This is a genomic window from Geobacillus thermocatenulatus (genome assembly GCF_002217655.1).
Classification (GTDB): domain Bacteria; phylum Bacillota; class Bacilli; order Bacillales; family Anoxybacillaceae; genus Geobacillus; species Geobacillus thermocatenulatus.
Genome location: NZ_NEWK01000001.1, coordinates 1,200,997 through 1,215,718, shown reverse-complemented (window position 1 = coordinate 1,215,718; position 14,722 = coordinate 1,200,997). Strand labels below are relative to the sequence as shown.

The following is a 14,722-nucleotide window of genomic DNA, read 5'->3' as shown; positions in this document are numbered from 1 at the left end:
TGTCTTCTCTACCTTACCATATCAAACAGAAAAAAACAATATATAGTATGATTTTTTACGAAAATCATACTATATATTGTTAAAGAGAACAAATGATTTCATTTTGTCAAGCAAAAAAAAAAAAAAAAACAAAACAAGGCGAAAAGCGGAGAAAAACGGGGGAGTGCCGCTGTTTTTACCGGAAAACGAACGATTTACCGCGTCGCTGCTCAGCGCTTGAAGTTCCATTCGTCGCTTTCGTATTTCGTCCGCGCCAGCTCTTCGACGTACGCCCGCTCTTCGGCGGTGAGCGTGTACGGTTCCAATACGATGTTCAATCCTTTTTCAAATCCTTTGTAAAACGCCTCTTTCGCTTCCTCGATCGTCACCGTGCGGCTCGTCAACTCGTTGATCGCGACCGCCTTCTTTTTAAAATCGCGCTGCAGACGCTCTTTCACCCGCTCGTTTGAATATTTAAACAAGCTGAACAGCAAGTCTTCGTCCAAATCGAGCAAAATCGAACCATGCTGCAAAATGACGCCTTTTTGCCGCGTTTGCGCGCTGCCGGCGATTTTCCGCCCCTCAACGACAAGTTCGTACCATGACGGCGCGTCAAAACAAACAGCCGAACGCGGGCTACGCAAATCGGCTTTCTCTTCTTCTGTCCTCGGCACGGCAAAATACGCATCCAATCCAAGATAACGAAATCCCTCTAAAATGCCTTGGGAAATGACGCGGTATGCTTCCGTCACCGTCTTCGGCATCGCCGGGTGCGACTCGGAGACGATCACGCTGTATGTCAATTCTTTATCGTGCAGGACGCCGCGCCCGCCGGTCGGCCGACGGACAAAGCCGAGGCCGTGCCGTTTCACCGCCTCTAAATCAATTTCTTTCTCCACTTTTTGAAAATAACCAATCGACAACGTCGGCGGATTCCAGCCGTAAAAGCGGATCGTCGGCGGAATTTTGCCTTCGCTGTGCCAATCGAGAAGCGCCTCATCGAGCGCCATATTGAACGCCGGCGGGCAATAGCCGGAATCGATAAAGCGCCATACTTCTTTTGCCATCGTTCCACCTTCTCTATTGTTCCATACTCTAAACGCTGCGGCGGCTTGTCGACCACCGCCAAGGGGCGGGACACTTTTGGCCGCCTTTATTAGTTTAGCAAACAACGCCGGTGAAGGAAAGAAAAATGGCATGGCGAAAATCTCTTTGCTTCCCGGCGGCGACTTTATATAATAGGAAATAGCAGACGAAGCGAAGGGAGGCATGATGGGGTGGAAGCATTGCTCATTATTCTCGGCGCGATCATCATTTATTCGGTGATCACCTACATTTGGCAAAGACGAATTGTCAAATCGTTGACGGAAGAAGAATTCCGCGCCGGCTACCGGAAAGCGCAATTGATTGATGTCCGCGAACCGGATGAGTTTGCGGCTGGACATATTTTAGGGGCGCGCAACATCCCGCTCACGCAGCTTCGCGTGCGCATGAAAGAATTGCGCAAAGACCAGCCGATCTATTTGTACTGCCAAAACGGACTGCGCAGCGGGCGGGCCGCGCAAATGCTCTACCGAAAAGGATACCGCGACTTGTACCATTTAAAAGGCGGATTTAAAACATGGACCGGGAAAGTGAAGAAAAAAGCGTAGCCCGTTAACCAAAAAGGCGCTCTGCCGAAACAGGCAGGCGCCTCTTTTCGCATGCGCTAGACCGCCGCAAATTCCGGCGGCAGGACGACCGCCTCAAGCACCGAAGCAGCCGCGCCGATGGCGCAGCTTTTCTCTTTCAGCTTGGAGACGATGATGGACGGTTCGCTTTCTTTTTTGACGAGGATTCGCTTTCTCACTTCTTGGCGCGCCGGATCGATCACATATTCACCCGCTTGGGCAAGCGGGCCGCCGATGATGACCGCTTCTGGATTGTACGCATACATCACCTGCAACAATCCAACGCCGAGATAGCGCCCTGTTTCCTCCAAAATGCGCGCCAGCTGTTCATCGCTTTCTGCTGCCAACGCCATCGCAGCGATGGAAAAGCGTTCGTTGAGCCATTCGGAACGCCCTTCTTCAGCCAAACGGCGTTCAATGTATTTTTCCGACGCATACATTTCCCAGCAGCCGATGTTGCCGCAGCTGCAGCGAATGCCGTTGACATTGATCGTATGATGGCCGATTTCACCAGCTAGGCCGCTGACACCCCGATAGAGCTGATGGTGAAGAACGACGCCGGCGCCAATGCCGATTCCGGCGCTGATGTAAACAAAGTGGGCGAACTCGTTGCCGGCGCCGAACCACTTTTCTCCAAGCGCCGCCAGTTTCGCCTCATTCTCGACAATGACAGGACGCTCAGGCCACCGTTGCCGCAAAACAGCCGCCAAGGCGACATCGTCCCAGCGCAAGTTCGGAGCAAACACAACGGTCCCGCTTTCGGTATGGACGACGCCCGGCACGCCGATGCCGATTCCCATCACGCCGTACGGCGTCGCCGGCGCTCGGCGGATGGCCGCCTCGATGAGCTCCATCATTTCGTCGATGATCGCCTCCTGCCCTTCAGACGGGCGGAACGAACGCCGTTGCTCCCAAAGAATGTCCGCGTTTAAATTGGTCAACACGGCATACAAATAGTTCACCCCCAGCTCAACGCCGATAAGCGAGCCGGCGTCGGCGTTGAAGCGAAGCATGAGCGGCCGGCGCCCGCCGGTTGACTCGCCGATTCCGCTTTCATGGACGAAATGCTCGGCGATCAGTTCGTCTACAAGCGCGGAGACAGTGGCCTTGTTCAATCCGGTTGTCTTGGCGATATCGGCGCGCGAAATCGGATGCTGGTCGCGAATCAATTTTAAGACGAGCTGTTTATTCATTTTTTTTACAAGAGAAATGTTTCCTGTCCGCACGTCTCTGTCATCCTTTTCATTTGATTGATCGAATGTGTCTTGCGAAAGGGCAGGGGCGCCTCGCTATTATGGCGGTTGCTGCATCCGTCGATTCCTGCCGTGTTCGACTCTTGACCATCAGCTTTTTCGCCCAAGCCGTCGGGCGCCCGTGCACCGACTGTTAAGGCTAACTTCTCCATATGGACACATGCTTTTTCTTTCTTGATCTTAGTTTATATAATAAACTAATTCGACATTTCTGTCAATGACTCATCCGTCGTACAAAGAAACGGCCCGCTCCGTTAGGGAGCGAGCGCTCATCAATGCTCAAACATCAGTTGTCGCGATGTGTTGGTTTTTGATAGCGCAAAATCGGCTTGCGCGCCGCGGTCGTTTCATCAAGTCGCTTCACAACGGTCGTATGCGGCGCTTCTTGAACGATTTCCGGATTTTCCTCCGCCTCTTTGGCGATTTGGATCATGGCGTCAATAAACGCGTCGAGCGTCTCTTTCGACTCCGTCTCCGTCGGCTCGATCATCATGCATTCTTCAACGATGAGCGGGAAGTAAATCGTCGGCGGATGAAACCCGAAATCAAGCAGTCGCTTGGCGATGTCGAGCGTTCTGACACCGAGTTTCTTTTGCCGGCGGCCAGAGAGAACGAACTCGTGCTTGCAATGGCGGTCATACGGCAAATCGTAATACTCAGCAAGCCGACGCATCATATAGTTGGCGTTTAACACCGCATATTCGCTCACCGCTTTTAAGCCGTCCGGCCCCATCGAGCGGATGTACGTGTACGCCCGGACGTTGATGCCGAAATTGCCGTAAAACGGCTTGACGCGGCCGATCGATTGCGGACGGTCATCATCAAGGTAATAACCGTTTTCCCCTTTTTCGATGACCGGCTTCGGCAAAAACGGAACGAGGTCGGCTTTCACCCCGACCGGGCCCGAGCCTGGGCCTCCGCCGCCATGCGGGCCGGTGAATGTTTTATGCAAGTTCAAATGAACAACGTCAAAGCCCATGTCCCCCGGGCGCGCCTTGCCAAGAATCGCGTTTAAATTCGCGCCGTCATAGTACAGCTTGCCGCCGGCTTTGTGGACGATTTCGGCCATTTCGACAATATGCTCTTCAAACAGCCCGAGTGTGTTCGGATTCGTGAGCATAAGCGCCGCTGTATCCGGACCGACGACGCGCTTTAAGTCCTCTAAATCGACAAGTCCATCGGCGGTCGATTTGACCGTCACCGTCTCAAAACCCGCGACCGTTGCCGACGCCGGGTTCGTGCCGTGCGCTGAATCCGGGACGATCACTTTCGTCCGGTTGAAGTCGCCGTTTGCTTCATGGTAAGCGCGGATCATCATCAGCCCCGTCCATTCGCCGTGGGCGCCGGCCGCCGGTTGCAAGGTGACCGCATCCATGCCTGTGATTTCTTTTAAATGCTCTTGCAAGTCGTACATCAACTCAAGCGCCCCTTGCACCGTTTTCTCTGGCTGAAGCGGATGAATGTGGGCAAATCCAGCGAGGCGGGCGACGTTTTCATTGATTTTCGGATTGTATTTCATCGTGCACGACCCGAGCGGGTAAAACCCAGAATCGACGCCGTGGTTTCGTTTCGAGAGCGCCGTATAATGGCGCATTAAGTCAAGCTCCGACACTTCCGGGAGCTCCGGCTCTTCAGTGCGAAGATAATCGGCCGGCACGAGCTCGCTGACATCGACAGCCGGCACGTCAAGCGCCGGCAGACTGTAGGCGATGCGCCCCGGCTTGCTTCGTTCGAAAATAAGCGGTTGATCGTTACGCATGGCCATCCCCCAATTCATTGACAAACCGATCGATTTCTTCTTTTGTCCGCAGTTCGGTGACAGCAACAAGCATATGACCGGCAAGCTCCGGATAGTCAGCCCCAAGGTCATAGCCGCCGATGATTCCTTTTTCGAGCAGGCGATCGTTCACCTCAGAAACCGGCCGTCCAAGCCGGATGACGAACTCGTTGAAAAACGGACCGGCAAACGGCGACGACAGTCCGCGTTTTTCAAGTTCCACCTTCGCATAATGCGCTTTTTGAATATTCATCGCCGCCATTTCTTTCACGCCCCGCTTGCCAAGCGCCGACAGCGCAACGGAAGCGGCCAAGGCGTTTAACGCTTGATTGGAGCAAATGTTGGATGTCGCCTTATCGCGGCGGATGTGCTGTTCGCGCGCTTGAAGCGTCAAGACAAATCCGCGGCGCCCGTCCTCATCGGTCGTCTGCCCGACAAGACGGCCTGGAATTTTGCGCATGAGCGGCGCTTTGACAGCGAAATAGCCGCAATGCGGGCCGCCAAATTGCGTCGGAATGCCAAATGGCTGCATGTCGCCGACCACAATGTCGGCGCCAAACGCTCCGGGTGGAGTCAACACACCAAGCGCCAATGGATTGCTGGCGACGACAAACAAGCTTTTCTTTTCATGCGCAAGCGGCGCGATCGCGTTCAGCAGCTCGATTTGGCCAAAAAAGTTCGGGTATTGGACGACAACGCACGCCACATCATCCCCCATTTCCGCTTCAAGCGCCTTAAGATCGGTGATGCCGCCGTCATACGGAATTTCTTTCACTTCGAGCTTCTGTCCTTTGGCGTACGTGCGCACAACTTCCCGATATTGCGGATGAACGGCGGTCGAGATGAGCACTTTCTTCCGCTTCGTATGCGCGGCGCTAAGAAGCACTGCTTCGGCAAGCGCCGTGCCGCCGTCGTACATCGACGAGTTGGCGACATCCATGCCGGTCAGCTCGCACACCATCGTTTGAAACTCAAAAATCGCCTGCAGCTCGCCTTGGGAAATTTCCGGTTGATACGGCGTATAGGCCGTATAAAATTCAGAGCGCGACAGGACATGGTCGACGACGACTGGAATATAATGGTCGTACACCCCGGCTCCTAAAAAGGAAACGTATTGTTTTACGCTGGCGTTTTTTTTCGCTAAGGCCGCAAGCTCTTTCCACAGCTCCGGCTCGGATTTGGCCGGTTTCACCTTCAGCTCGCCGCGGAAGCGGACTTGTTCTGGAATATCGGCAAACAAGTCGTCAATCGAGGCGACGCCGATCGTCTTCAACATCTCCTGTTTGTCTTCTTCCGTCATCGGCAAATAACGATGGAGCACTGCGTTTTTCCCCTTTCCTTGTCGCTTTGAAATCGTCACTTGGCCCGCCTGTAAAACGGAATCGGCACGATGTTCGCTTTCAGCCGCTTGCCGCGGATGTCCACCTCCACTTCCCGGCCGATGGCGGCCACATCCGCTTTCACCAAGGCCAAGCCGATGTTTTTCTTCAGCGTCGGCGACTGCGTGCCGGTCGTGACGAACCCGACCTCTTCGCCGTCGGCAAATACAAGGTATCCGTGGCGCGGAATGCCTCTGTCGATCATTTCAATGCCGACGAGCCGGCGCGGCGGCCCTTCCTCTTTTTGCCGTTTCAATACAGCTTGGCCGATAAAAGGCGGCTCTTTTTCCGCTTTGACGGCAAAACCAAGCCCGGCTTCAACTGGTGAAATCGAGTCGGACAGCTCTTGACCGTAAAGCGGCAGGCATGCTTCAAAGCGGAGCGTATCGCGCGCCCCCAGTCCGCATGGGAGAACGCCGTCACGAGCTCCGGCCGCTAGGATCGCCTCCCATAGCGCGGCGGCGTCTTCCGCTTTACAATATAGCTCAAACCCGTCTTCCCCCGTATAGCCGGTGCGCGAAACGAGCGCCTTCACGCCCGAGACTTCGACGCCGTCAGCGAATGAAAACGGGCGCAGCGCCGCCAAATCAAAATCCGCCAATCGCTGCAAGACGCGCTCCGCTGCCGGCCCTTGCAAGGCAAGCTGAGCCGTTTCGGACGATACATCTTGAAGCTCGACGTCGCCCTCAACATGCCCGCTTAGCCAAGCGAAGTCTTTTTCCGTATTGGCCGCGTTGACGACCAGCAAGTAGTCATTCTCTCCTTTTTGATAGATGAGCAAATCATCGACTGTGCCGCCGTCCTCATAGCACATGAGCGTATATTGCGCCCGGCCGGGCCGCAGTTTGGCGACGTCATTGGTCATGAGCTTTTGCAAAAACGCGAGGCTCCCACGACCGCGGACGACAATTTCCCCCATATGGGAGACGTCAAACAGCCCGGCGCGCGTTCTTACAGCCTCATGTTCTTCCTTTATGCTGGAAAACTGCACCGGCATTTCCCAGCCGCCAAATTCAATCGTTTTGGCGCCGTAACGGGCGTACACCGAGAATAGGGGCGTGCGCTTTAGCATCTGATTCCCTCCTTTGATCCACGTCACACAAAAAAGGACAGACTTCCCCCTATCAACAAGTAAGGGGGCTCTGTCCTGGCACCTGAAAGTTTCCCGCCGGCCCGTTTGGCGCGTCCGTTCGCGGTCCATGGGGCCGATCGGTTTCCTCTTGGGTGGCCTGCTTTCAGCAGGCGCTCTCCAGAGCTGCGTCAAGCAAGAGTCTTTTTGCCTGAGAGATTCGCGTTTCCGCTTGCTCCTTCGGCGCTACATTTCGTAGTCTCTCCCCTTGCCGTCATCCGCCCATCAATAAATTGTTTCCATATCGGGCATACTAACAAACGCCCTCATCAACGAGTCATGCGAATGTTCTAAATTTATACTACCATCAACAGCAGCCAAAGGGCAATAGGAAATAATCGAACTTTCATGGTAATTAGTCATAATAATGTTCTTGTTTTTCTTAACATACCAAATGTAATCTATATAAACATTCGCAACACAGGAAAGGGGATTACCATGAACATTGATCTGGAAATGGATGAAACATGGAAGGAGGAATTTTTGGAACGCGTCGAAAAAGACGGTCCGTGGGCGAGCTGGGAAATGTATGAACTGGCGCTTGAGGCCGCCCATCATGTAAGCGTCCCGGAATTTCATGGCTTGCAGGCGCCCAAACACCTGCCCCACTTGACCATTCTTCCGCACCAGCTTGAAGTGGCGCGCCGCGTCGTCGAAGAGATGAACGGCAAAGCCATTTTGGCGGATGAAGTCGGGCTTGGAAAAACAATCGAGGCCGGGCTCGTCTTAAAAGAATATATGATTCGCGGCCTTGTGAAAAAAGCGCTCATTCTCGTTCCCGCCTCCCTTGTTTCGCAATGGGTGAGAGAGTTGAACGAAAAATTTTTCATCCCGGCCGTCCAGCAGAAAAAGAGCTACGTCTGGGAGCAGTGCGATATCGTCGTTTCCTCGATCGACACGGCGAAAAAACCGCCGCACCGTGACATCATCTACGGGCAGTCGTACGACATGATCATCATCGACGAGGCGCACAAACTGAAAAATAACAAAACGAAAAACTACGAGTTTGTGCAAAATTTAAAAAAGAAGTTTTGTTTGCTCCTGACCGCGACGCCGATCCAAAACCGGATCGAAGAAATTTTCAACCTCGTCTCGCTGTTGAAACCCGGCCATTTAGGCAGCTCGGAACAGTTTGCCAAAACGTACGGAAAAACGCGGGCCGTACAGACGAACGACCATTTAAAAGCGCTCGTCAACAAAGTGATGATCCGCAACCGCCGCGCCGATACGCCGATCGAATGGGCGAAGCGCCACGTTGAACCGGTGCTGATCGAGTTTACGAATGAGGAACGGGAGATGTATGAAGCGGTCAAGGCGCTCCGCCGCGAATCGTTCGCCGGCTCGTTTTCGCTCATCACGCTTCTTCGCGAGGCGTGCAGCAGCCGCGAGGCGCTGTTTCTCACGATCAAAAACATGATCGATAAATGCGGCGGAGCGGTTCCAGAGCCGCTTAAACGCGTAGTGGAAAAAATCAACGCCGTCACCACGAACTCAAAGGCGGAAAAGGCGCTCGAGCTCATCCGCTCGATCAATGACAAAGTGATTATTTTCACCGAATATCGAGCGACGCAGCTGTACTTGCAATGGTTTTTAAAGCAGCACGGCATCTCGTCCGTTCCGTTTCGCGGCGGCTTCCGGCGCGGCAAAAAAGACTGGATGCAGGAACTGTTCAAACACCACGCCCAAGTGTTCATCGCCACCGAAGCAGGCGGCGAGGGCATCAACTTGCAGTTTTGCCGCTATGTGATCAACTACGACTTGCCGTGGAACCCGATGCGCCTTGAGCAGCGGATCGGCCGCGTCCACCGCCTCGGCCAGACGGATGACGTTTACATTTACAACTTCGCCGTCAAACAGACGGTCGAAGAGCATATTTTAACGCTTCTGTACGAAAAAATCCGCCTGTTCGAACGAGTCGTCGGCGAACTGGACGACATTTTGGCGAAAATGAACCTCGCGAACCTGGAACGCTACTTCGAAGACGCCTTCGTTCATTCACGGAGCGAAGGAGAGATGAAAGTCAAAATGGAGAACATCGTCGCGATGATCGAGCTGGCCGAGCAGCTCGGAAAGGAAGGAGGAGAGCGGTATGCAGCAACATGAAATCCGTCGCTTTGTCGAGCGTTACTTTGCCGCTAACGGCTGCACGTTTGTTGAGGCGAACGACGATTACCTCACCGTTCAACTGACGGCAGAAATGGACAAAGAGCTGATGAATCGGCCGTTTTACTGGCATTATATCGAACGGACGGGCGGCGTCCCGCAGCCGATGCAACTGACGCTCATCATCCGCGCCAATGAACGAACAGACAAACTGAAAGGAGAACGCCTCCATTTCGGCGCTCCGCGACTGCATCAGCTGTTCCGCTCAGCGCAAAAACGCGGCAGCTTCATCCGTCTGTATGAAGAGCCAAGCGCGCCTTTGGACGGCAACGCCGCCCTCCATCCATGGCTCGGCATGAACGTCACGATTTCGTACGAATGCGACCGAAAAAAAGATGAAATCGTCTCCCTTGGCCTTCACCTCATTAGCGGAACGATCGTCGAGTCGTTTCATGAGCGGATGCGCGAGCGACGGCTGACGCCGAAAATCCCTGATTACTGTTTCACCATCTCTCCGCTCATTAAGCCGAGAAGCGGCATCGGCCGTCTCGAGCAATACATACGCAGCCGCATCGCCGCCGACGACCATGCGTGGGCGGATGAGGCGCGCCGACGCTGGGCCGACGATTTGGCGTTGCTTGATGAATTTTACAAAGACTGCGAAGAAAAGCCGGAGTGCTATTATATTGAGAAGGAAGCGTTGGAAAAGCAGTATAAGCCGCGCATCACCGTTTCCGTCATCAACGGCGGACTGTTTTATTTGCTGCCCCGCTCATCGTGAATCAACTCCGGGATGGGTCCATCCGGCGCGGAGCGTTCAAACCGACAAACTCCCTTCCGTCGGCACGAAAACCGCCCGCCGGCTTAGGCCGGCGGGCGGCTGCTACGGGCGGCGCCGAAACAGCAAGCGAAGCGAAAGCGGCACCATGCCAAACAAGCGGTATGAAAGAGGAAGCTGCTCTTGTTTCCGCACCTGACGCCGCTGCCTCCGCTCCTCTTTCGGCAAATCCATGTAGGCGACAAACTGTTGGGTGACAAACTTGACATAATCGTTGACCGCCATCAAATCCCCCCTTTTTTCTTTTAGTTTTTCCGCTTCTTTCCTCTTTTAACCGTTTTGCTCGCTCCATTCGACAATATGAAGCGCCGGAAGCGTGACAGTAAACAGGGCGTCCCGCCTCAGCCCAGAGGCCGAACGGATGGACAAAGAAACCCGAACATACGCTGCACCTTCCCGCACCCACCGGTAGGCCGCCATTCCGCGCGGATAAGTCCATTCCCCAGACTCGCCTGCGGTCGACGGATCGGCCGATGCGATGCGTTCTTTTACGTCAAACACAGCCATCTGCACAAGCTCATCCGCTTCAGCTGCCTGCCGGGCCTCATAAGCCGCCTGTCGTTCCGCTTCATAGAGGAGCAAGACATGCATGACAGAAAAGACAAGCAATAAAGACACAACCGCTACAATCGGAAACATGACGCCATCTTGTCGACCCATTTCCCCTTCCCCTCGTTTTTCCAGTCTAAAAGGGGGAAGCGGCGGTCAAGGGGGTCTCACCGCACAAGCCGCCCGCTAAAACGCCCGCGCCACAAACGCCTCGCAAACAGTTCCGTCATCAGCCGTCACTTGCAAAAATATCCCGCGGGCGCCGGCCCGGTACGAAACAGCACGCACATGGCGGAGCACCGTTTCATTGCCAGCGCCGTCCACCTGGCGGATCAGTTCCGCCCTTGTCGCCACAACCGAAAAACTGACTGTCTTACCGTTCCATTTTTGCAAATAGAGGACACGGCCGCCAGTCGACCATTGCTTCGTTTCATTCAGCTCGATTTGCAGCTGTTGCACAAACAGCCGCCATTCCAATCGGGAAAACGCGTCCGCCGGCTCCGGAGCCAGCAAGCGAACGGACAACACCGCCGGAACGGCCGCCGCCACCGCCATCGCAGCCGCCAGCGCCAACAGCGCTTCGATCATCGTAAATCCGTTTTCTTTTGCCGCTACCGTTTTCCATACCCGCACCGCTCCATCTCGCGACCGGCGTAATCGTTCCAACGCACGCATACTTTCCGCATTCGCCCCCCTTCATCGCTCGCTTGCAACTGAAATACCGTGCGCCCGTCGGCAATAGTGGTTTCTCCGACAAGCGGCTCCTCATACAGCGCGATGGCCAACAGCCGGCGCGCTTTCTCCTCGAGAATGAGGCTGTTGCGCTCTTGCGCCATTTGCGTCAACAGCGGGAGAAGAACGGCCGCTGTCGTCCACAGGAGCGCCAAAGCGAACAATGCTTCAACAAGCAAAAATCCGCCGTTACATTTTTTGCACATAAAATCGCCCTTTCCCCAGCAAAAAGGTGACTTTATACGTCATTCGGCCACCCCCTATCCAAATGGTTCCAGCCCGTTCAATATTGCCGTTGTCGGTAAAGATGAGCGGATTGCGCAGCGTGCCGAGCCGAAACCGCCACGGAGAAGGGAGCGAACGGGCGACAACCTGCTGGCCGCTCGCCGCCTCAATCGCCTTGTACCCAGCGCCCCCGTCGGTAAAAAAAACCGCTACATTCACCCGCCGGGCGATGGCATGCTGCTGCGCGCCATACAAATCCGCGCGCAGCACAGCCAGCATATACATCTCCTCTTGATGGCGCACAGCGCCGCCAAGCGCTGGAACAGCCAGCGCGGCAAGCACGAGCACCACCGAGAAAACAATCAGCATCTCAAGCAGCGTAAACCCGTCGTTACGAGCCACTTTCACTCACATCGCCGTTCGCGCTGATTTGGATCGCGTGACCGTTTGGACATTTGTCCGACTTGATATAGCGGCCAGCGAGCAATTCCTGCACCGTCGGAATTTTGTCGTGTTCCATCTCATACGCTTTCACCTGCGCTTGCACCGTGTTCAAAAACGCCTCGCATCCTTTCGAATTGATCATGCTGTTGTGCTTGGTTATATTCGGAATGGCAATCAGAAGCAGAACAGAAATCACCATCATCACGATCAGCATTTCGATCAATGTAAATCCTTTTTGATTCATCATCGCTCCTCCTCATATGCGAAATTTCAGAAATAGAATCTAGCGAATGACCGGTTCAGGCTATTGACCATCGAATCTGTTCGTCGATTGAGCCTTAGGAGGCGAGGGGCGCGCCTCTTCCTCAAAGAGCAACACACCAAGATTGAGCATCTTGTTCCTACAGAGCCGTCCCATTCTTGTCACATTTCATTCAACATCGAAAACATCGGCAGCAAAATCGCCAAATACAGGCCGACAACAAACGAGCCAACGACCGCCAATAAAAGCGGCTGCATGCGTTTTAAGACCGACTCGATTCGCTGCTCCATCACCTGCAGCAAAAACTCGCTGTAATGTTCAAGTTCTTTGCCAAGTTCGCCATTCGACTGGCCGTGGCGGATGACAAGCGCCAGCTCGGGTTCATAATAACGGGCCGTCCCAATGAGATCGTCGAGCGTCGTGCCTCGCAAGAGCCCCTCACGAAGGCGCCGACCTTCCATTTGCAAAAACGGCCACGACGACGGCTCGCTGAACACGCCGAGCGCATCATAAACCGACAATCCGGCCTGCAGCAGGCGCCCGAGCTGTCGGGCGGTCAGGCAGGTGACAAACAGTCTCAGAAACGAAGCAAGCCCTGGAATTCGCAAAGCGAATTGAAGTTTTCGGGAGACCGGCCAGCGGCGGAAACAAGCGGCATAAAACAGCCCGGAGAACACCGCCAAGACGGCGATGGCCGCCATCGCCATAGGGGCATGGGCGATTACCGCAAGCAGCCAAGCGGTGTGCCCGTGTTGTGGAGAAAACGCTGCCGCCGCCCGTTCAAACTGCGGCAGCAGCCACCATTCCATCAAGACGAGCATGATGATGAGCAAAGAAAGAAGGAACAGCGGATAGCGGCTGAAGCGGCGCAGCTGCTCGTGGAAGCGCGCTTTTTGCGCCAGCGCTTCCCCTGTCTCTGCCATGCCGCGCGGCAAGTCGCCATGCCGTTCGGCAAAAAAGAGAAGGTTAACCGCCATGCGGTCGACCGACAGCGCTTCGACAGCCGCAAACAGCGGCAGCCCGGCGCGCAGCTGCTGCAGGCAGCGCTCTATTTCCAGCCGGCGGTGTGTTGGAGCTTGAATGGCCAAAAACTCAAGCGCTTGCCCAAGAGGATAACCGCGCTCGAGCAGCCGGCCGAGCCGGGTGAAAAACAACGCCTGTTCAGCGAGCGGCCACATTTTGCGTTTCATCTTTCTCCCCCTCCGACGAGCTCAAGCATGCGGACGGGCAGGTAGCCAAGCGCAATCCCCTTGCGGATCAAGCGAGCCAGCGTCATATAAGAGCGCTTTGGCTTCCCTCTCCCATTGGAGAGAAAATGAATCACGTCCTCCAGGGCTGAACCGCAAAGCAACTCATAAACAGCCGTGCGCCGGCGGCGCCCAAGACGGCCGCACGATGGATGGCAATCGTCGCCGCACAGCGGGCAGCAAAGCTCGACAAGCCGCTGGGCAGAGACGGCAAGCAGCGTCTCAGCCAAATCGCCGAGCGGAATGCCGAATTCATGCAGCCGGTAGACGGCGCCGACTGCATCGGCGGCGTGCATCGTCGAGACGACCAAATGGCCGCTCAACGCTGAACGGACGGCAATGGCCGCCGTGTCATGATCGCGGATCTCGCCGACCATCAACACATCCGGGTCATGGCGCAGCGCCGCTTTTAACCCAACGGCGTACGTGATGCCTGCTTTTTCATTGATTTGCACTTGCAACAGTCGTTCGTTCTGTTTTTCGATTGGATCTTCAAGCGTGATGATGTTGCGTTGCCTTTCCGCTTGGCAAAGATCAAGAAGGGTGTACAGGGTCGTCGTTTTTCCCGACCCCGTCGGACCGGTCAACAGCACGAGTCCTTGCGGATGCTGCATGAAGGAAAATAATCGTGCGGTGGAGTGGAAGAATAAGGATAGTTCGCGAAGCGGCAGTGGGAGGCGCTGCGGCAGAAGTCGAATGACAAGACTTTCGTCGTAGAGCGTCGGCAATGTCGATAAACGCAAATACACCGTTTCCCCAAACTCCGCCACTTCCATGGCGCCGCTTTGCGGACGGCGTCGTTCCCCGATATCCATGCCGGCTAAAAATTTAAAGTGGACGATGAGGCGTTCCGCCGTTTCTTTCGGAAGAGCGCCAACGTCGACAAGCATGCCATCGAGCCGAAGACGAACGGCGGCATCACGGCGGCGCGGAACGAGGTGGAGATCCGAGGCGCGGCGCTGCACCGCTTCGGCGAGAAGGCGGTTTGCCGTTTGTTCGATCTCGTTCAGCACATATTCCCTCCTTTCGACAGGTTGCTTACTATTTCGACGAGCATAAGTCGTTATCCTGCTTTTGGCGCAGCTTTTTTGTGAAATTTTTTTGAATGTCAGTCCACTCACTGAAAAAAGTGACA

The 14,722-nt window shown here is 54.9% G+C and carries 16 protein-coding genes and 1 riboswitch; of the genes, 3 read left to right on the top strand and 13 right to left on the bottom strand.

The features are described from left to right. Nucleotides 1–209 precede the first annotated feature (209 nt). Nucleotides 210–1,046 carry a lipoate--protein ligase family protein gene (locus tag B9L19_RS06165; protein ID WP_025948964.1) on the bottom strand — a complete coding sequence of 279 codons (837 nt, stop codon included), beginning with the start codon at nucleotides 1,044–1,046 and terminating at the stop codon, nucleotides 210–212. 210 nt (nucleotides 1,047–1,256) lie between these two features. On the opposite strand from B9L19_RS06165, the gene B9L19_RS06160 reads away from it, so the two are divergent. Next, a complete protein-coding gene (locus tag B9L19_RS06160; RefSeq protein ID WP_012820561.1) occupies nucleotides 1,257–1,631 on the top strand; it encodes a rhodanese-like domain-containing protein in 375 nt (124 codons plus the stop codon). A 56-nt stretch (nucleotides 1,632–1,687) separates the two neighbouring features. Here B9L19_RS06160 and B9L19_RS06155 read toward each other — a convergent pair whose 3' ends face one another. From B9L19_RS06155 to gcvT, 4 genes are all read right to left on the bottom strand, one after another. Next, complete coding sequence (locus B9L19_RS06155; RefSeq protein ID WP_047752799.1) at nucleotides 1,688–2,875, bottom strand: ROK family transcriptional regulator; 1,188 nt, start codon at nucleotides 2,873–2,875, stop codon at nucleotides 1,688–1,690. A 313-nt stretch (nucleotides 2,876–3,188) separates the two neighbouring features. Further along, entirely contained in the window at nucleotides 3,189–4,661 is a 1,473-nt protein-coding gene (gene gcvPB, locus B9L19_RS06150; protein WP_047752801.1) for an aminomethyl-transferring glycine dehydrogenase subunit GcvPB, read from the bottom strand. Continuing rightward, the gene (gene gcvPA, locus B9L19_RS06145; protein WP_047752798.1) at nucleotides 4,654–6,000 is read right to left on the bottom strand and encodes an aminomethyl-transferring glycine dehydrogenase subunit GcvPA; all 1,347 of its coding nucleotides are present in this window, start codon (nucleotides 5,998–6,000) and stop codon (nucleotides 4,654–4,656) included. The genes gcvPB and gcvPA overlap by 8 nt, the downstream gene beginning before the upstream one ends. A gap of 35 nt (nucleotides 6,001–6,035) precedes the next feature. Continuing rightward, a complete protein-coding gene (gene gcvT / locus B9L19_RS06140) occupies nucleotides 6,036–7,130 on the bottom strand; it encodes a glycine cleavage system aminomethyltransferase GcvT (protein WP_047752797.1) in 1,095 nt (364 codons plus the stop codon). A gap of 186 nt (nucleotides 7,131–7,316) precedes the next feature. Then, nucleotides 7,317–7,405, bottom strand: a riboswitch (glycine riboswitch). A gap of 220 nt (nucleotides 7,406–7,625) precedes the next feature. On the opposite strand from gcvT, the gene B9L19_RS06135 reads away from it, so the two are divergent. Next, nucleotides 7,626–9,290 (top strand): DEAD/DEAH box helicase, encoded by a 1,665-nt coding sequence (locus tag B9L19_RS06135; protein ID WP_025948958.1) that lies wholly within the window; start codon nucleotides 7,626–7,628, stop codon nucleotides 9,288–9,290. Continuing rightward, nucleotides 9,277–10,071 (top strand): YqhG family protein, encoded by a 795-nt coding sequence (locus B9L19_RS06130; RefSeq protein WP_025948957.1) that lies wholly within the window; start codon nucleotides 9,277–9,279, stop codon nucleotides 10,069–10,071. The genes B9L19_RS06135 and B9L19_RS06130 overlap by 14 nt, the downstream gene beginning before the upstream one ends. 102 nt (nucleotides 10,072–10,173) lie before the next feature. Here B9L19_RS06130 and B9L19_RS06125 read toward each other — a convergent pair whose 3' ends face one another. The 8 genes from B9L19_RS06125 to comGA all read right to left on the bottom strand — a co-directional run bounded on the left by B9L19_RS06125 (nucleotide 10,174) and on the right by comGA (nucleotide 14,600). Next, nucleotides 10,174–10,353, bottom strand: coding sequence for a YqzE family protein (locus B9L19_RS06125; protein WP_011231910.1), 180 nt, complete (start codon nucleotides 10,351–10,353; stop codon nucleotides 10,174–10,176). 45 nt (nucleotides 10,354–10,398) lie between these two features. Further along, a complete protein-coding gene (comGG, locus tag B9L19_RS06120) occupies nucleotides 10,399–10,788 on the bottom strand; it encodes a competence type IV pilus minor pilin ComGG (RefSeq protein ID WP_025948955.1) in 390 nt (129 codons plus the stop codon). 75 nt (nucleotides 10,789–10,863) lie between these two features. After that, nucleotides 10,864–11,310, bottom strand: coding sequence for a competence type IV pilus minor pilin ComGF (comGF, locus tag B9L19_RS06115; RefSeq protein WP_047752796.1), 447 nt, complete (start codon nucleotides 11,308–11,310; stop codon nucleotides 10,864–10,866). Next, nucleotides 11,289–11,615: a type II secretion system protein gene (locus B9L19_RS06110; RefSeq protein ID WP_025948953.1), complete on the bottom strand. Its 327-nt coding sequence runs from the start codon at nucleotides 11,613–11,615 to the stop codon at nucleotides 11,289–11,291. Before B9L19_RS06110 ends, comGF begins: the two co-directional genes overlap by 22 nt. Further along, nucleotides 11,599–12,036: a competence type IV pilus minor pilin ComGD gene (gene comGD, locus B9L19_RS06105; protein ID WP_025948952.1), complete on the bottom strand. Its 438-nt coding sequence runs from the start codon at nucleotides 12,034–12,036 to the stop codon at nucleotides 11,599–11,601. Before comGD ends, B9L19_RS06110 begins: the two co-directional genes overlap by 17 nt. Further along, the gene (comGC, locus tag B9L19_RS06100) at nucleotides 12,026–12,322 is read right to left on the bottom strand and encodes a competence type IV pilus major pilin ComGC (RefSeq protein ID WP_025948951.1); all 297 of its coding nucleotides are present in this window, start codon (nucleotides 12,320–12,322) and stop codon (nucleotides 12,026–12,028) included. Before comGC ends, comGD begins: the two co-directional genes overlap by 11 nt. Before the next feature lie 179 nt (nucleotides 12,323–12,501). Beyond that, nucleotides 12,502–13,530, bottom strand: coding sequence for a competence type IV pilus assembly protein ComGB (gene comGB / locus B9L19_RS06095; protein ID WP_047752793.1), 1,029 nt, complete (start codon nucleotides 13,528–13,530; stop codon nucleotides 12,502–12,504). After that, on the bottom strand, nucleotides 13,527–14,600 hold the full coding sequence (gene comGA, locus B9L19_RS06090; RefSeq protein WP_025948949.1) for a competence type IV pilus ATPase ComGA: 1,074 nt from the start codon (nucleotides 14,598–14,600) through the stop codon (nucleotides 13,527–13,529). The genes comGB and comGA overlap by 4 nt, the downstream gene beginning before the upstream one ends. Nucleotides 14,601–14,722 lie beyond the last annotated feature (122 nt).